General features: G+C 61.5%; 17 protein-coding genes and 2 tRNA genes. 7 read left to right on the top strand and 12 right to left on the bottom strand.

Annotated elements, in window-relative coordinates; all coding sequences use genetic code 11:
• Positions 1–2: 2 nt before the first annotated feature.
• The 9 genes from ybgC to ACIPZ8_RS19310 form a co-directional block, all read right to left on the bottom strand.
• The gene (ybgC, locus tag ACIPZ8_RS19350; RefSeq protein WP_400726328.1) at positions 3–455 is read right to left on the bottom strand and encodes a tol-pal system-associated acyl-CoA thioesterase; all 453 of its coding nucleotides are present in this window, start codon (positions 453–455) and stop codon (positions 3–5) included.
• A 125-nt stretch (positions 456–580) separates the two neighbouring features.
• Complete coding sequence (gene ruvB / locus ACIPZ8_RS19345; RefSeq protein WP_103445278.1) at positions 581–1627, bottom strand: Holliday junction branch migration DNA helicase RuvB; 1047 nt, start codon at positions 1625–1627, stop codon at positions 581–583.
• Positions 1624–2241, bottom strand: coding sequence for a Holliday junction branch migration protein RuvA (gene ruvA / locus ACIPZ8_RS19340; protein WP_400726325.1), 618 nt, complete (start codon positions 2239–2241; stop codon positions 1624–1626). The genes ruvB and ruvA overlap by 4 nt, the downstream gene beginning before the upstream one ends.
• 109 nt (positions 2242–2350) lie before the next feature.
• On the bottom strand, positions 2351–2875 hold the full coding sequence (gene ruvC / locus ACIPZ8_RS19335; RefSeq protein ID WP_060510186.1) for a crossover junction endodeoxyribonuclease RuvC: 525 nt from the start codon (positions 2873–2875) through the stop codon (positions 2351–2353).
• Positions 2876–3015: 140 nt separating this feature from the next.
• Positions 3016–3762 carry a YebC/PmpR family DNA-binding transcriptional regulator gene (locus tag ACIPZ8_RS19330; protein WP_027919958.1) on the bottom strand — a complete coding sequence of 249 codons (747 nt, stop codon included), beginning with the start codon at positions 3760–3762 and terminating at the stop codon, positions 3016–3018.
• 109 nt (positions 3763–3871) lie between these two features.
• On the bottom strand, positions 3872–5647 hold the full coding sequence (gene aspS / locus ACIPZ8_RS19325) for an aspartate--tRNA ligase (RefSeq protein WP_085675671.1): 1776 nt from the start codon (positions 5645–5647) through the stop codon (positions 3872–3874).
• Positions 5648–5741: 94 nt separating this feature from the next.
• Complete coding sequence (locus ACIPZ8_RS19320) at positions 5742–5963, bottom strand: FmdB family zinc ribbon protein (protein WP_027919960.1); 222 nt, start codon at positions 5961–5963, stop codon at positions 5742–5744.
• Between the two features lie 92 nt (positions 5964–6055).
• A complete protein-coding gene (locus tag ACIPZ8_RS19315; RefSeq protein ID WP_400726323.1) occupies positions 6056–6382 on the bottom strand; it encodes a ribbon-helix-helix domain-containing protein in 327 nt (108 codons plus the stop codon).
• A 150-nt stretch (positions 6383–6532) separates the two neighbouring features.
• A complete protein-coding gene (locus tag ACIPZ8_RS19310; RefSeq protein WP_400726320.1) occupies positions 6533–7006 on the bottom strand; it encodes a Dps family protein in 474 nt (157 codons plus the stop codon).
• A gap of 277 nt (positions 7007–7283) precedes the next feature.
• On the opposite strand from ACIPZ8_RS19310, the gene ACIPZ8_RS19305 reads away from it, so the two are divergent.
• Positions 7284–7877, top strand: a complete 594-nt coding sequence (locus ACIPZ8_RS19305) for a cold shock domain-containing protein membrane protein (protein WP_400726317.1) — start codon at positions 7284–7286, stop codon at positions 7875–7877.
• 39 nt (positions 7878–7916) lie between these two features.
• On the opposite strand, the gene ACIPZ8_RS19300 is transcribed toward ACIPZ8_RS19305, so the two are convergent.
• Positions 7917–8123, bottom strand: coding sequence for a SlyX family protein (locus ACIPZ8_RS19300; protein ID WP_400726314.1), 207 nt, complete (start codon positions 8121–8123; stop codon positions 7917–7919).
• 1 nt (position 8124) lies between these two features.
• Entirely contained in the window at positions 8125–8544 is a 420-nt protein-coding gene (locus ACIPZ8_RS19295) for an HIT family protein (RefSeq protein WP_400726312.1), read from the bottom strand.
• A 71-nt stretch (positions 8545–8615) separates the two neighbouring features.
• Here ACIPZ8_RS19295 and ACIPZ8_RS19290 point away from each other — a divergent pair, with 71 nt between their 5' ends.
• The 4 genes from ACIPZ8_RS19290 (at position 8616) to ACIPZ8_RS19275 (ending at position 13408) form a co-directional block, all read left to right on the top strand.
• Positions 8616–8882, top strand: coding sequence for a hypothetical protein (locus ACIPZ8_RS19290; protein ID WP_400726309.1), 267 nt, complete (start codon positions 8616–8618; stop codon positions 8880–8882).
• Positions 8883–9283: 401 nt separating this feature from the next.
• Positions 9284–10558: an OprD family porin gene (locus tag ACIPZ8_RS19285; protein ID WP_400726306.1), complete on the top strand. Its 1275-nt coding sequence runs from the start codon at positions 9284–9286 to the stop codon at positions 10556–10558.
• A 160-nt stretch (positions 10559–10718) separates the two neighbouring features.
• Complete coding sequence (locus ACIPZ8_RS19280) at positions 10719–12434, top strand: proline--tRNA ligase (protein ID WP_294340617.1); 1716 nt, start codon at positions 10719–10721, stop codon at positions 12432–12434.
• A gap of 20 nt (positions 12435–12454) precedes the next feature.
• A complete protein-coding gene (locus ACIPZ8_RS19275) occupies positions 12455–13408 on the top strand; it encodes a hypothetical protein (RefSeq protein ID WP_400726303.1) in 954 nt (317 codons plus the stop codon).
• A gap of 33 nt (positions 13409–13441) precedes the next feature.
• Here ACIPZ8_RS19275 and dinB read toward each other — a convergent pair whose 3' ends face one another.
• A complete protein-coding gene (gene dinB / locus ACIPZ8_RS19270) occupies positions 13442–14500 on the bottom strand; it encodes a DNA polymerase IV (protein WP_400726660.1) in 1059 nt (352 codons plus the stop codon).
• A 208-nt stretch (positions 14501–14708) separates the two neighbouring features.
• On the opposite strand from dinB, the gene ACIPZ8_RS19265 reads away from it, so the two are divergent.
• Both ACIPZ8_RS19265 and ACIPZ8_RS19260 read left to right on the top strand, forming a co-directional pair.
• Positions 14709–14785: transfer RNA gene (locus ACIPZ8_RS19265), tRNA-Met, on the top strand.
• 136 nt (positions 14786–14921) lie between these two features.
• Positions 14922–14998, top strand: a tRNA-Met gene (locus ACIPZ8_RS19260).
• Positions 14999–15011 lie beyond the last annotated feature (13 nt).

The raw sequence follows: 15011 nt of genomic DNA, 5'->3' as shown, positions 1-15011 counted from the left end.
GCTTATTCTCCTGCGTTCGATTGATTACCCGAGCCGTCCGCCGCAAAGGCGTCGCGCAGCTCCGGGGGTATGGCTCGGGGTTTGAAAGTGTCGGCGCGCACGGCGGCCACCAGGAACTGCCCTTCGCAGAGCAGCGTTTCATCTTTTTCCCGCCAGACCTGCTGCACGAAGCGCAGGCTGGCGCGATTGAGTTCAAGTACTTGCGCTGTGACCCTAAGCTGGTCGTCCAGGCGTGCCGGCGCGTGATAGCGGGCTTCGCTGGAATGAACCACGAACAGCAGGTTGTCCTCGGCCAGCTGCGCCTGGGAAAAACCCAGATGCCGCAGGCGCTCGGTGCGCGCGCGCTCCATGAATTTCAGGTAATTGACGTAATACACCACGCCACCGGCATCGGTATCCTCGTAATAGACACGACAACGATGTGCGAACGGTTCCAGGCCATTTTGCGCGCGCATACTCTAGTGCTTACTCCTCAGCTTGCCAATCCGCTGCGGCAACTGTTTTTTCTTCATTAATGTCGAATTGCCAGCGAGCCATCGGCATGCCAGCGGTAGGACCACGAAAAGCGGGTTTTGATCTGTCATTCATCGCCTGGCTCGGAAAATTCACCGGCGCCTCCCAGGCTGCCAGGCACATTCAGGCCAAAGTGCAGGTAGGCGTGCCGGGTAACCACACGACCGCGCGGCGTGCGCATGATGTAGCCCTGCTGGATCAGGTAGGGCTCGAGCACATCCTCGATGGTGTGGCGCTCCTCGCTGATGGCGGCAGCCAGGTTGTCCACGCCGACCGGGCCACCGTCGAACTTCTCGATCATGGTCAGCAGCAGGCGACGGTCGGAATGGTCGAAACCGCGCTCGTCGACATCCAGCAGGTTCAGCGCCATGTCGGCCACGGCCTTGGTGATCTGCCCCTTGCCGCGGACCTCGGCGTAGTCACGCACACGGCGCAGCAGGCGGTTGGCAATCCGTGGCGTACCGCGGGCGCGACGCGCGATCTCGTAGGCGCCGTGGTCCTCGATGGCCAGGCCAAGAATGTTGGCCGAACGGCTGACGATGGTCGCCAGGTCCTTGTCGCTGTAGAACTCCAGGCGCTGGACGATACCGAAGCGATCACGTAACGGGTTGGTGAGCATCCCGGCCCGGGTGGTGGCGCCTACCAGGGTGAACGGTGGCAGGTCGAGCTTGATCGAACGGGCTGCGGGGCCTTCGCCGATCATGATGTCGAGCTGGAAGTCCTCCATTGCCGGATACAGCACTTCCTCGACCACCGGTGACAGGCGGTGAATTTCATCGATGAACAGCACATCGTGCGGTTCGAGGTTGGTCAGCATCGCCGCCAGGTCGCCCGGCCGCTCGAGGATCGGCCCCGAGGTGCTCTTGACCGACACGCCCATTTCCTGGGCGATGATGTTGGCCAGGGTAGTCTTGCCCAGGCCGGGCGGGCCGAAGATCAGCGTATGGTCGAGCGACTCGCCACGCCCGCGCGCCGCCTGGATGAACAACGCCATCTGCTCGCGCACCACCGGCTGGCCGATGTACTCGTCCAGGCGCAGCGGGCGGATCGCACGGTCCTGGACCTCTTCTCGGTCGCGGCCACTGGCGGCAATCAGGCGGTCGGCTTCGATCACTTGGTAATCATCCCTTTAAGGCTGCGACGAATGAGTTCTTCGCTGCTCAGGCCGGCCTTGTCCTTGATCGCGGCAATGGCCTTGCTCGCTTCCTGCGGCTTGTAGCCCAGGGAGACCAGGGCGCTGACCGCGTCGGCCTCGGCAGAAGACTCGCTGGCCACTGGCAGCGGGCCATCGGAGACCAGGGTGAACATGGCTGGAGAGGTTTCCCAGGCCTTGAAGCGGTCCTTCAGCTCGACCAGCAGGCGCTCGGCGGTTTTCTTGCCGACACCCGGCACGCGCACCAGAACCGAGGCGTCCTGGGCCTGCACGCAGCGCACCAGTTCGTCCACTTCCAGGCCGGACATCAGTGCCAGTGCCAGCTTGGGGCCCACGCCATTCAGGCGGATCAGTTCGCGGAACAGCTCGCGCTCGCGCTTTTCAGCAAAACCGTAGAGCAGGTGGGCATCCTCGCGCACCACCAGATGGGTATGCACGGTCGCCGGCTCGCCGACCTTGGGCAGGCGGTACAGGGTGGTCATCGGCACTTCCAGCTCGTAGCCCACGCCGTTGACGTCGATAATCAGGTGCGGCGGCTGTTTTTCCGCCAGGGTGCCGCGCAAACGTCCAATCACGTTCCGATCCTTTCTCTCGGGGAGCCGGTCAAAGACCGCTCAACCCTATCAGCAAATGCACCGGGTGAACGTTTCACCCGAACAAAATGTGTATCAGCGCATGAAGCGCTCAAAGACGCAAGCGCCCGCCACGCCGCCGCGCCGTGGCCAGGCCGTGCGGCACCAGGCTGGAGCGGGTATGGGCATGGCACAGGGCGATGGCCAGGGCGTCCGAGGCATCGATTTGCGGCTTCTGGGTCAGCTTGAGCAAGTGCATGACCATCAGCATCACCTGCTCTTTATTCGCCCCACCGCTGCCAGCGACAGCCTGCTTGACCTGGCTGGCGCTGTATTCGGCGATTTCCAGGCCTGCTTCGGCGGCAGCGACGATGGCCGCGCCGCGAGCCTGGCCGAGCTTGAGCGCGGAGTCGGCGTTGCGCGCCATGAACACCCGCTCGATGCCCATGGTCACCGGGCCATGCTGGGCGATGATCTCGCTGACACCGCGAAAAACAATCTGCAACCGCTCGGGCAGCTCGCCGCTGCCGGTACGGATGCAGCCCGACGCCACGTACTCGCAACCACGGGCGGTCTGGCGGACCACACCGTAGCCGGTGATGCGCGAGCCGGGGTCGATACCAAGAATCAGAGTCATAGCGCCTGCATGTTCAAAATGTACCGGCCTATTCGCGGGCAAGCCCGCTCCCACAGGGACCGCACCAAACCCGAGCCTGATGCAATACCTGTGGGAGCGGGCTTGCCCGCGAATAGGCCTTCAAAGCCAACGGAAGAACCTTAGCCGAGTTTTTCCATGATCTCGTCGGAGATCTGCGCATTGGAGTAGACGTTCTGCACGTCGTCCAGGTCTTCGAGCATGTCGATCAGCTTGAGCACCTTCTCGGCGCCTTCCTGGTCCAGTTCGGCGCTGGTGGTCGGCTGCATGACGATTTCCGCGTCGGCGGCCTTGAAACCAGCCTCTTCCAGCGCGTTACGCACGGCATAGAAGCTGTTGAACGAGGTGAACACCTCGAACGAACCATCGTCGTTGGCCACCACGTCGTCGGCATCGGCCTCCATGGCGGCTTCCATCAGGGCGTCTTCGTCGATGCCCGGGGCGAAGCTGATCTGCCCCTTGCGCTCGAACAGATAGGCCACAGAGCCGTCGGTGCCAAGGTTGCCCCCACACTTGGTGAAGGCATGGCGCACGGCGGCGGCAGTCCGGTTGCGGTTGTCGGTCATGGCCTCGACCATGATCGCCACGCCACCCGGACCGTAGCCTTCGTAGCTGAGTTCTTCGACGTTGTCGCTTTCGTTGGTGCCGGCACCACGGGCCACGGCGCGATCGATGATGTCACGGCTCATGTTGGCGCCCAGGGCCTTGTCCAACGCCAGGCGCAGGCGCGGGTTGGAGCCGGGGTCGGCACCCCCTTGCTTGGCCGCGACGGTCAGCTCACGGATCCACTTGGTGAAGATCTTGCCTCTCTTGGCATCCTGGCGCTCTTTGCGGTGCTTGATGTTCGCCCACTTGGAATGACCAGCCATAACGACTCCGAATCCTTGAAACAGAAACAGGTTCCGCCCCGAAGGGCGGAACGTGGGAATACTGCGCCGAAGCGCCGGGGCGCACCCGCCGGGATGCGCCCGAGACCGATTACTCGACCTTGGTCTGCTCGCGCAGACGGATGTGCAGCTCGCGCAGGGCCTTGGCGTCGACCATGCCAGGGGCTTGGGTCATGACGCACGCGGCGCTCTGGGTTTTCGGGAAGGCGATCACTTCACGGATCGACTGGGCGCCGGTCATCAGCATGACCAGACGGTCCAGACCGAAGGCCAGGCCACCGTGGGGTGGTGCACCGAACTTCAGGGCGTCGAGCAGGAAGCCGAACTTCTCTTCCTGTTCCGCAGCCTCGATGCCCAGCAGGCGGAATACCGCTTGCTGCATCTCTTTGCGGTGGATACGGATCGAACCGCCACCCAGCTCGGTACCGTTCAGGACCATGTCGTAGGCACGCGACAGCGCGGTGGCCGGGTTGGCCTCGAGCTCTTCCGGGGTGCACTTCGGCGCGGTGAACGGGTGGTGCAGCGCGGTGAAGCTGCCGTCTTCGTTCTCTTCGAACATCGGGAAGTCGACGACCCACATCGGCGCCCACTCGCAGGTCAGCAGCTCGAAGTCGTGACCCAGACGGATACGCAGCGCGCCCAGGGCCTCGCTGACGACCTTGAACTTGTCGGCACCGAAGAACACGATGTCACCGTCGACAGCACCAACGCGGTCGAGGATGGTGTTGAGGTTGGCCTCAGGGATGTTCTTGACGATCGGCGACTGCAGGCCTTCGACGCCTTTGGCGCGCTCGTTGACCTTGATGTAGGCCAGGCCCTTGGCACCGTAGATGCCGACGAACTTGGTGTACTCGTCGATCTTGCTGCGCGGCATGCTGGCGCCGCCTGGCAGGCGCAGGGCGGTGACGCGGCACTTCGGATCGTTGGCCGGGCCGGCGAAGACCTTGAAGTCGACATCCTTCAGCTGGTCGGCAACGTCGACCAGTTCCAGCGGGATACGCAGGTCAGGCTTGTCGGAACCGTAGCGGCGCATGGCCTCTTCGAAGGTCATGTGCGGGAATTCGCCGAATTCCAGGTCCAGCACTTCCTTGAACAGCTTGCGGATCATGCTCTCGGTGAGACCCATGATCTCGGCTTCGTCGAGGAAGCTGGTCTCGATGTCGATCTGGGTGAATTCCGGCTGGCGGTCGGCACGCAGGTCTTCGTCGCGGAAGCATTTGGCGATCTGGTAGTAGCGGTCGAAACCGGCAACCATCAGCAGCTGCTTGAACAGCTGAGGCGACTGCGGCAAGGCGAAGAAGCTGCCTGCGTGGGTACGGCTCGGCACCAGGTAGTCACGCGCGCCTTCTGGAGTGGCGCGGGTGAGGATCGGGGTTTCGACGTCGAGGAAGCCGTTTTCATCGAGGAAACGACGGATGCTGCTGGTGATGCGCGAACGCAGGCGCAGCTTGTCGGCCATTTCCGGGCGACGCAGGTCGATGAAGCGGTAGCGCAGGCGGGTTTCCTCGCCAACGTCGGAGTACTCGTTCAGCGGGAACGGCGGGGTTTCCGCTTCGTTCAGCACGTTCAGCTGGTAGCCGAGGATCTCGATGGCACCGGATGCCATGTTGGCATTCACCGCGCCGTCCGGGCGCTTGCGCACCTTGCCGGTGATCTGCACGACGTACTCGCTGCGCACGCGGTCAGCGGCGGCGAAGGTTTCGGCGCGATCCGGGTCGAACACGACCTGGGCCATGCCTTCGCGGTCACGGATGTCGAGGAAGATCACCCCGCCGTGGTCGCGGCGACGATGGACCCAGCCGCAAAGGGTGACTTCCTGGCCGTCCAGGCTCTCGTTCAGTTGGCCGCAATAATGGCTGCGCATCATGATGGTGGTTTCGCTTCTCGTGATTCGTGTATTCGTTGGAGGCCTTGGCCGCCCGGAGGGCTAATACTGCAAGACCCGGCTACTGCAATTCAACTCAGTCGGCCTTGTCGCCGCCTGCCAGGTTCTTTTTCGCCCCGGTCTTGAAGTCGGTTTCGTACCAGCCATTGCCACTCAGGCGAAAACCGGGGACCGACAGCAGTTTCTTCAATGCCGGCGCCTGACAGGCCGGGCAGTCGGTCAGCGGCGCGGCGCTGATCTTCTGCAGCGCCTCCATCCGGTGATCGCAGGAAGCACATTGATAGTCATAAAGGGGCATGAACGTCTCTCGTCAACCACAACGCTGGCTGCCGGGGCAGCAAAAAGCGGGATTATATATGGTTAACCGACACTGCGCAGCCCGCCGGGCGATCAGCGTGCACTCGGCGGATCGCGCAACCAGGCAACGCAGATCACCCGGATCAGCCCGCTGAAGTTGCGCACCCCGCCCTGACGCAAGTGCACCTCGCGATCGACATAGGACAGCACGGCACTGACCGAGCACTGGTTCGCGGCGGCGATCTGCTCGAGGATACCCCAATACACCGCCTCCAGGCGCAGGCAGGTGGAAAAACCATTCAACCGCACCGAACGCGATACGGGCTGAGTCTGTAACATGTCGAAATCGGCCTTGAACGGGTCGATGCACTGCTTGCCAGGCCAGTGCCCCACCCTCACCTCACGCTTGATTGCTTGCATCGCGCCACTTCCTCAGTTCATTCAACCGGGGTTCAATGAAGCGCTGAGCAAGGCGCCCAAAGCAGCGGCAAAGCCTTCCTGCACAGACGAAAGGGCCCGACTGGAATGCATTCAGCCGGGCCTTCGGACAAGTCCTACTCGATTAGCCGATCAATTGCCGTCGAGCAGCACTCGCAGCATCCAGGCTGTCTTTTCATGCACCTGCATGCGTTGGGTCAGCAGGTCAGCGGTCGGCTCATCGCTGACCTTGTCCACTACCGGGAAGATACTGCGGGCAGTACGCACCACGGCCTCCTGCCCCTGCACCAGCTGGCGGATCATCTCGTCCGCGGGCGGAACCCCCTCTTCTTCCTTGATCGAAGAGTGTCGCGCATAAAAGGCATAGGAACCTGGTGCCGGGAAGCCCAGTGCGCGGATCCGCTCGGCGATCGAGTCGACCGCCAGCGCCAGCTCGTTGTACTGCTCCTCGAACATCAGGTGCAGGGTGCGGAACGACGGACCTGTGACGTTCCAGTGGAAGTTATGGGTTTTCAGATACAGCACGTAGGTATCCGACAACAGGCGGGAAAGCCCTTCGACGATGGACTTGCGATCTTCTTCATTGATACCGATATCGATTGCCATGAAGTTCCCCTTTCCATAAGGCTTGATGATCAAGCGGGCCCGACACACTGTATCAATACTTGGCGCAACACGCCCATGACACGGGGCAAGCCATCGGCGCCTGCCGCCTGCGGTTTGAGAAGCCCCCGCCTTTGCTGTTAAATAGGCACGGTGCCACCCGTGCGGACTGTCATTGCCGGGTGCATAGGCTGGCCTCCACGTGTTCGCGCTTTACACCTCATGCGCACCGTGCCGCCAGCTCTTCCTGTGATCGGCCTTATCAACTGTGAGCCAACCCATGTTCAAGATCGTCCATCTGGTGACGGGCGTTGCGGCTTTGCTGCTATCGCTCATGCCCAGCCTCAAACCCGACGCAACACCCTTCCTGCAGCAACCCGACGCGGTCTATCTGACCCTGCTCGGCCTGCTCAACCTGCTGCTGGCCCCGGTCGTACCGATGTATTACCGCGGTGCGCGGCAACAACTGCAATACCTGGCCTGCGCCCTGCTGGTGGTGGCGGTGGTCCTGCAGACCCTGACCCTGCTGGCGCGCCCGGAAATGGGCAACCTGGCGGCGCTGGTCTGCGCCGCACTGGCCGTCGCCCTGCACCTGGTGGCCGGTTTCGCCCGCAGCGGCAAGAAGGCCCGCGCCAGCCAAGGCGCGCCCCTGGAAGCTGGCAAGCGTGATACCGGCACCGTGAAGTGGTTCAACACCTCCAAGGGCTTCGGTTTCATCTCCCGCGATTCGGGCGACGACATCTTCGTCCACTTCCGCGCCATCCGCGGCGAGGGCCACCGCATCCTGGTCGAAGGCCAGCGCGTGGAGTTCTCGGTGATGCACCGCGACAAAGGCCTGCAGGCCGAAGACGTGGTCGCGGTGAACCGCCGTTGACCCTGCGCCGCCCTGGGGCAAACCCAGGGCGGCGACATATCAGTAGTGAGGTGGCGGCGCCTCTTCCCCTTCACTGCCGTACTGTCCGACCATTTCTTCATAACGCTTGATCAGCTCGGCCATCTGCAGCTGCAGGCGCTCGATGACCCGCCCCTGCTCGACCACCACATCATTCAGCGCCAGGATCGTGTCATCCTGGAACGCCTGACGGGTTTCCAGCTCGATGATGCGCAACTCCGCCGACATGTCAGGCCTCCTGGTAATCGTGGGTCAGCAGCGTACGCAGACGCTGACGAATGGCATCAACCTGCTCCGGCGCGTATCCGACAGCCGGCACCTTGCCCCAGACGGGCGCTGGCCAGGCTGGATCACCCTTGTGGCGAACGATCACGTGCATGTGCATCTGACTGACCACATTACCCAGGGTGGCAACGTTCATCTTGTCAGCCGCGAACTCGCGCTTGAGCGCTTCAGCCAGGTAGGTGGTCTCCTTCCACAGCTGCGCCTGGTCTTCCTGGCTCAGGTCGAACAGCTCGCTCACACCTGCGCGCCTGGGCACCAGGATGAACCACGGGTAATTGGCATCCTTGCTGAGCAGCAGACGGCACAGCGGAAAGTCACCCAGCACCAGGGAGTCCTGCTGCAAACGAGAATCCATATCAAACACGATCAATCTCCAACAATAACCCTATGCGCCAAGGATACTCTGCTTCGCCCGCTCCAGCATGCGCCAAACGCGTGGGTGAACGCTTCAAGCTCATGAATCTTCACGACTTGCACAACAGCGGTAACACAGCGCTACTTTTCGCACCAAAATGTGGCCGCAAAAGTGTGCGGCACTACACTTCTACCCACATCGATGACTCAGGATCAACAGTTGTCGGTAACACATTGACTTTTATGGCAGCTTTTTGTTTTAGCCAGACCATTGAAGCTGGCACACCATCAGACAACTCCCGCCCCGTGTTTTCGGCACTTTCCGACCTTTGGCAGCAGGCATTGTGAAAATTTCATGAACCGTTGTTAATTTTGAGCACGCTTGTTGCATTCCTTTCACGCCAAGTCGGCACGGCACCTGCATTGACCGGGTGACGCGACAAATAACAACAGCGAAATTGGATACGCCAGGGAGTTTCCCCAGCCGGAATCTGCAGTTACAGAACCGTTACGGCAATGGAACAGCGCTGGTGTTGTACGGCCCGGTTAACCGGTTCGTGGTTTGCGACATGGAAATACCTAAAAGCGACATGGCAATAAAGTTCCCGTAAGGATGATTTTTGCCATATCGCCAACAACAGTCAGCGTGCTATACATTTCCGCCGACATAACAAGAAAGAGCTGCTCCATATAACTAAAAGACTTGGACGCAGCGGTACTCTTCCTAAAAACCAAAGGAGCAAATCACGATGCGCGTGATGAAGTGGAGCATGATCGCCCTGGCCGTTGCGGCAGGGACCTCGCAGATGGCAGTGGCTTCGTCCCAGGACGATGCCAAGGGTTTCCTCGAAGACAGCAAGCTGAACGTCAAGACTCGCATGCTGTACTTCAGCCGTGACTTCCGTAACAACGAGCCAGGCACCCAGAGCCGCGTTGAAGAAACCGGCCTCGGCTTCCTCGGCACTTACGAGTCGGGCTTCACCCAGGGCGTTATCGGCGTGGGCGTCGACGCCATCGGCATGCTCGGCGTGAAACTGGACAGCGGCAAGGGCCGCCACAGCACCGGCCAGTTCCCGACTGACTCCGACGGCCGCGCGCAGGACGAGTTCTCCGAAGCTGGCGGCGCGGTCAAACTGCGCTTCTCCGATACCGTGCTGAAGTTCGGCGACCAGTTCACTGCCATGCCAGTGTTCGCGACCGATGACAGCCGCCTGCTGCCAGAAGTGGCGCAAGGTACGCTGATCACCAGCAACGAAATCAAGGGCCTGACCCTCAACGCAGGTCACTTCACCGCGCTGAACGCTCAGTCCGAGACCTTCCACGACAGCCTGCACCTGAAGCAGGCCGACGTTGTCGGTGGCACCTACGCCTTCACCAACAACCTGTCCACCAGCCTGTACTACTCCAAGGTCGAAGACTACTGGCGCAAGTACTACGCCAACGTGAACTGGGCGCTGCCGCTCTCGGACAAACAGGGCCTGGTGTTCGACTTCAACATCTATGACACCAAGAGCGATGGCCAAGGCCTGCAGCGCGCCGAGAAAGATGGCGTGACCAAGCTCGACAACCAGGCCTACAGCCTGTCGGGCGCCTACAACATCGGCGCTCACACCTTCACCCTGGCCTACCAGAAGGTCCACGGTGACGGCGACTACGGCTACGGCGTCGATGGTGGCGGCACCATCTTCCTGGCCAACTCCGTGGCCCGTTCCGACTTCAACGCCGAAGACGAAAAATCCTGGCAGGCTCGCTACGACCTGAACTTCGCCGAGTTCGGCGTGCCAGGCCTGACCTTCATGACCCGTTACGTGCGTGGTAGCGATGCCAACACCGGTTCCACCAGCAATGGCAAGGAATGGGAACGCGACGTAGACGTCAAGTACGTACTGCAGGAAGGCCCGGCCAAAGACCTGAGCTTCCGCGTTCGTCAGGCCACCTACCGTTCCAGCGATGGCGTCTACTACGGTTCGAACTCGATCGACGAACTGCGCCTGATCGTCGAGTACCCGCTGAGCATCCTGTAAGCCTGGCTTACAGTGCCCCGCACCTGAAAAAGCCCGGCACACTTGCCGGGCTTTTTCTTGGCTGACAACGGCCACGCCCTGGGGCATTCTGTACGCCTTCGTTTCGCCCCCGTACAATGCGGGGCTATTTCAACGTCTTAGGCAATCGACACGGCTAACCATGCGCACCAGTCAATATTTGCTCGCCACCCAGAAAGAAACCCCTGCCGACGCAGTGGTCATCAGCCATCAGCTCATGCTGCGTGCCGGCATGATCCGCAAACTGGCCTCCGGCCTGTACACCTGGCTGCCGATGGGCCTGCGGGTGATGCGCAAGGTCGAGAACGTTGTGCGCGAGGAAATGAACGCCGCCGGCGCCCTGGAAGTGCTGATGCCAAGCATCCAACCTGCCGAGCTGTGGCAGGAATCCGGCCGCTGGGAACAGTACGGTCCTGAACTGCTGCGCCTGAAAGACCGCCACCAGCGCGATTTCTGCGTCGGCCCGACCCACGAAGAAGTGATCACCGACCTGGCCCGCAACGAGCTGTCCAGCTACAAACAGCTGCCGCTCAACATGTACCAGATCCAGACCAAATTCCGTGACGAGATTCGCCCACGCTTCGGCCTGATGCGCGGCCGCGAATTCATCATGAAGGACGCCTACTCCTTCCATGCCGACCAGGCTTCCCTGCAGGAAACCTACGACCGCATGCACCAGGCGTACACCAACGTCTTTACCCGCCTGGGCCTGGACTTCCGCCCAGTGCAGGCCGACACCGGCTCCATCGGTGGCAGCTACTCCCACGAATTCCACGTCCTGGCCGAGTCGGGCGAAGATGACGTGATCTTCAGCGACAGCTCCGACTACGCCGCCAACATCGAGAAGGCCGAAGCCATCCCGCGTGAAACCGTGCGCCCTGCTCCTACCGAGGAACTGCGCCTGGTCGACACCCCGGAAGCCAAGACCATCGCCCAACTGGTGGAAAACCACGGCCTAGCGATCGAAAAGACCGTCAAGACCCTGATCGTGCGCGGCGCCGAAGAAGGCAAGCTGGTCGCCCTGATCGTCCGAGGCGACCACGAGCTCAACGAAATCAAGGCCGCCAAGCTGGAACAGGTTGCCGACCCGCTGGTCATGGCCACCGACGCCGAACTGCGCGAGGCCATTGGTGCCGGCGCCGGCTCGCTCGGCCCGCTGAACCTGCCACTGGAAATCGTCATCGACCGCTCGGTCGCCCTGATGAGCGACTTCGGCATCGGCGCCAACATCGACGACAAGCACTACTTCGGCGTGAACTGGGAACGCGACCTGCCCGTTCCACAGGTTGCCGACCTGCGCAATGTCGTCGAGGGCGACCCAAGCCCGGATGGCCAAGGTACCCTGGTAATCAAGCGCGGCATCGAAGTCGGCCACATCTTCCAGCTCGGCACCAAGTACAGCGAGGCCCTCAAGTGCCAGGTCCTGGGCGAGAACGGCAAGCCGGTAACCCTGTCCATGGGCTGCTACGGCATTGGTGTGTCCCGCGTGGTCGCCGCTGCCATCGAGCAGAGCTACGACGACAAGGGCATCATCTGGAACGACGCCCTGGCACCGTTCCAGATTGCCCTGGTACCACTGCGTTATGAAACCGAGGTGGTCCGTGAGGCAACCGACAAGCTGTACGCCGAGCTGACCGCAGCCGGCTACGAGGTACTGCTGGACGACCGCGACAAGAAGACCAGCCCCGGCATCAAGTTCGCCGACATGGAGCTGATCGGCATTCCACACCGCATCGTCGTCAGCGACCGCGGTCTGGCCGACGGCAACCTGGAGTACAAGCACCGCACCGAGTCGGAAGCCCAACAGCTGCCGCTCAATGAAGTGCTGACCTTCCTGCAGGCCCGCGTTCGCCGCTGATAATCAATGCACGAGTAATCATGTCCAAGCGAAGTACCTTTACCCTGGGAGGCGCCGCACTGTGCGGCGCCCTGCTCGCCAGCGGTTGCGCCAACCAGATGTCCCAGCGCAGCGATCATGAGGAGCGCGTCGAGCGCAAGCTGCTCGAACACACCCTGCAGATCGATGTCGGCGAGCCGAAGGTGATGGAGCTTCCGCAACGGCGTGTGCGTATCCATGAGCAGAAGCGTTTCGAGGTCACCGAGTACGAGGTCACCCGCCGCTACGACCGCTACACCCCCTACCAACCGTGGCGGGAGATCTACGAGATCCCGCTCGGCGCGGTAGCCGTGGTGGCCGGGATTGGCGCCAATGTGGTCAACGTGTTCGCCCTCGGCAACCTGCCGCAGAGCATGACCCACGACTGGCTCAGCTACGGCGTGGATGGCCTCAATCCGTTCATGAACACGCCGTCCAATGGCCGCGCCCAGCAGAACCTGGCGGGCATCAGCGAAGTGCAGAAGGACAAGCGCGAAGAGTTCACCAGCGTGCCCTGGAGTGAACGCCTGGTCGAAGTCAAGGCGGGCAAGATGACCCACGAGCTGACCACCGACAGGAATGGCGTGTTGCGCCTGAACCTGCTGGACAGCCCGTTCTCGGAACAGCACCTGAACCACGTCGGCACCCTGCACCTGCAGGTGGCCGACGAGGACAACGGCGTGCGTGGCGATGCCAGCCTGCTGGTCAGCACCACCCTGCGCAACAAGCTGCGCGAGGCCCACGAGCTGATCTTCGATGACCTCGAGGATGACGATGTCGGCCAGTGGGTACACCGGGTCAAGCGCTTGTCCGAGCTGGGCCTGGAAGAAGAAGCCAGCGAGATGGAGCAGAGCCTGGTCGAGCTGACACGCAACGATCCGGAGCTGCAACAGGAATTCCTGTCGGCACTGACCAAGGCCACTGGCCGGCTGGTCGCTGATCCCGGAGCGCAGTAACTATAAAGAAGGGGCCGTTTTTACGGCCCCTTTTCAATTGCCTGGGAACAACTCCAACTGCTCATGGGCCCCGCGCAGATCCCGCAGCCTCACCCCCACCCCCAGCAAGCGCACCGGCTTGCTACCCCGGGCGAACGCCTGACGCAGCAACTGACGGTAACTTTCCAGGTCCCTGCCCGCCCCCGCTTGCTCCATGGTCGTCTGGCTGAAGTCATGAAACTTGACCTTGACGAACGGCTTGTCCGGCCGGTAGCTGTTGTCCATCCGTTCAATCCGCTCATTAAGGCTGGCCAGCAGCTCAGGCAAGCGTTCGAGGCAACTGGCCAGATCTGGCAGGTCGTTGTCATAGGTGTTTTCCACGCTGACCGACTGCCTGCGGCTATCGTTGTGAACCGCACGCTCGTCAATCCCTCGCGCCAACCCCCAGAGCCGCTCACCAAAGCTGCCGAACTCGCGCGCCAACGCCAGCCGCGACCACTCTCGCAAATCAAGACAGGTATCGATCCCCAGGCGGTTCAACTTGTCCGCAGTCACCTTGCCCACGCCATGCAGCTTGGCCACCGGCAAGGCAGCAACGAAGGCCTCGACCTGCTCCGGGGTAATCACGAAGATGCCGTTGGGCTTACGCCAGTCGCTGGCGATCTTGGCCAGAAACTTGTTCGGGGCCACCCCAGCAGATACCGTGATGTGCAGGGTGCGGGCGACCCGCCGGCGAATGTCCTCGGCGATTCGCGTGGCACTTCCGGCGTACCACTGGCTTTCACTGACATCCAGATACGCCTCATCCAGTGACAACGGTTCGATCAACTCGGTGTAGTCACGAAAAATGGCGTGAATCTCGCGCGAAGCTTCCCGGTAAGCCTCGAAGCGCGGCTTGACGATTTCCAGGTCCGGGCAAAGCTTGAGAGCATGCCGGGACGACATGGCCGAACGCACGCCATAGGCACGCGCTTCATAATTGCAGGTGGCGATTACCCCGCGCCGGTCAGGGGAACCACCGACCGCCATGGGGCGGCCAGCCAGGCGCGGGTCGTCACGCATCTCGATGGCGGCGTAAAAACAATCGCAGTCGATGTGGATGATCTTGCGCAAAGACATTGATGACGGCCACCACTGTAAATTCATACAGATAGTAGCGCATGCCGCTGACACTGAGACAGCCTGCTTCGATAATCGGCTTGCAAGCCCCGTCGCGCCTGAGCCGCAGCCAGGCATGGACGCTAAGGGATTGAACGAAAAAGGGTTTTCTATAATATTGCTTGACATGAGCGAGGAAACCCGTAGAATTCGATCTCACAGGCGCGGGATGGAGCAGCCTGGTAGCTCGTCGGGCTCATAACCCGAAGGTCGTCGGTTCAAATCCGGCTCCCGCAACCAGATTCGAGAAAAGGCCACTGTTAACGCAGTGGCCTTTTTCTTTTGCCCCGATTTAACCAGCAGAAGAAAAAACAAGTGAAATCAATAAGTAGCGCTTGACACGCGCTGCTTACACTGTAGAATTCGATCCCACAGGCGCGGGATGGAGCAGCCTGGTAGCTCGTCGGGCTCATAACCCGAAGGTCGTCGGTTCAAATCCGGCTCCCGCAACCAGATTCGAGAAAAG

The organism is Pseudomonas sp. NPDC089422 (genome assembly GCF_044749405.1).
Taxonomy (GTDB): domain Bacteria; phylum Pseudomonadota; class Gammaproteobacteria; order Pseudomonadales; family Pseudomonadaceae; genus Aquipseudomonas.
Note: the sequence above shows the minus strand (reverse complement) of the source record. Positions and strands in the feature narration are given on the sequence as shown.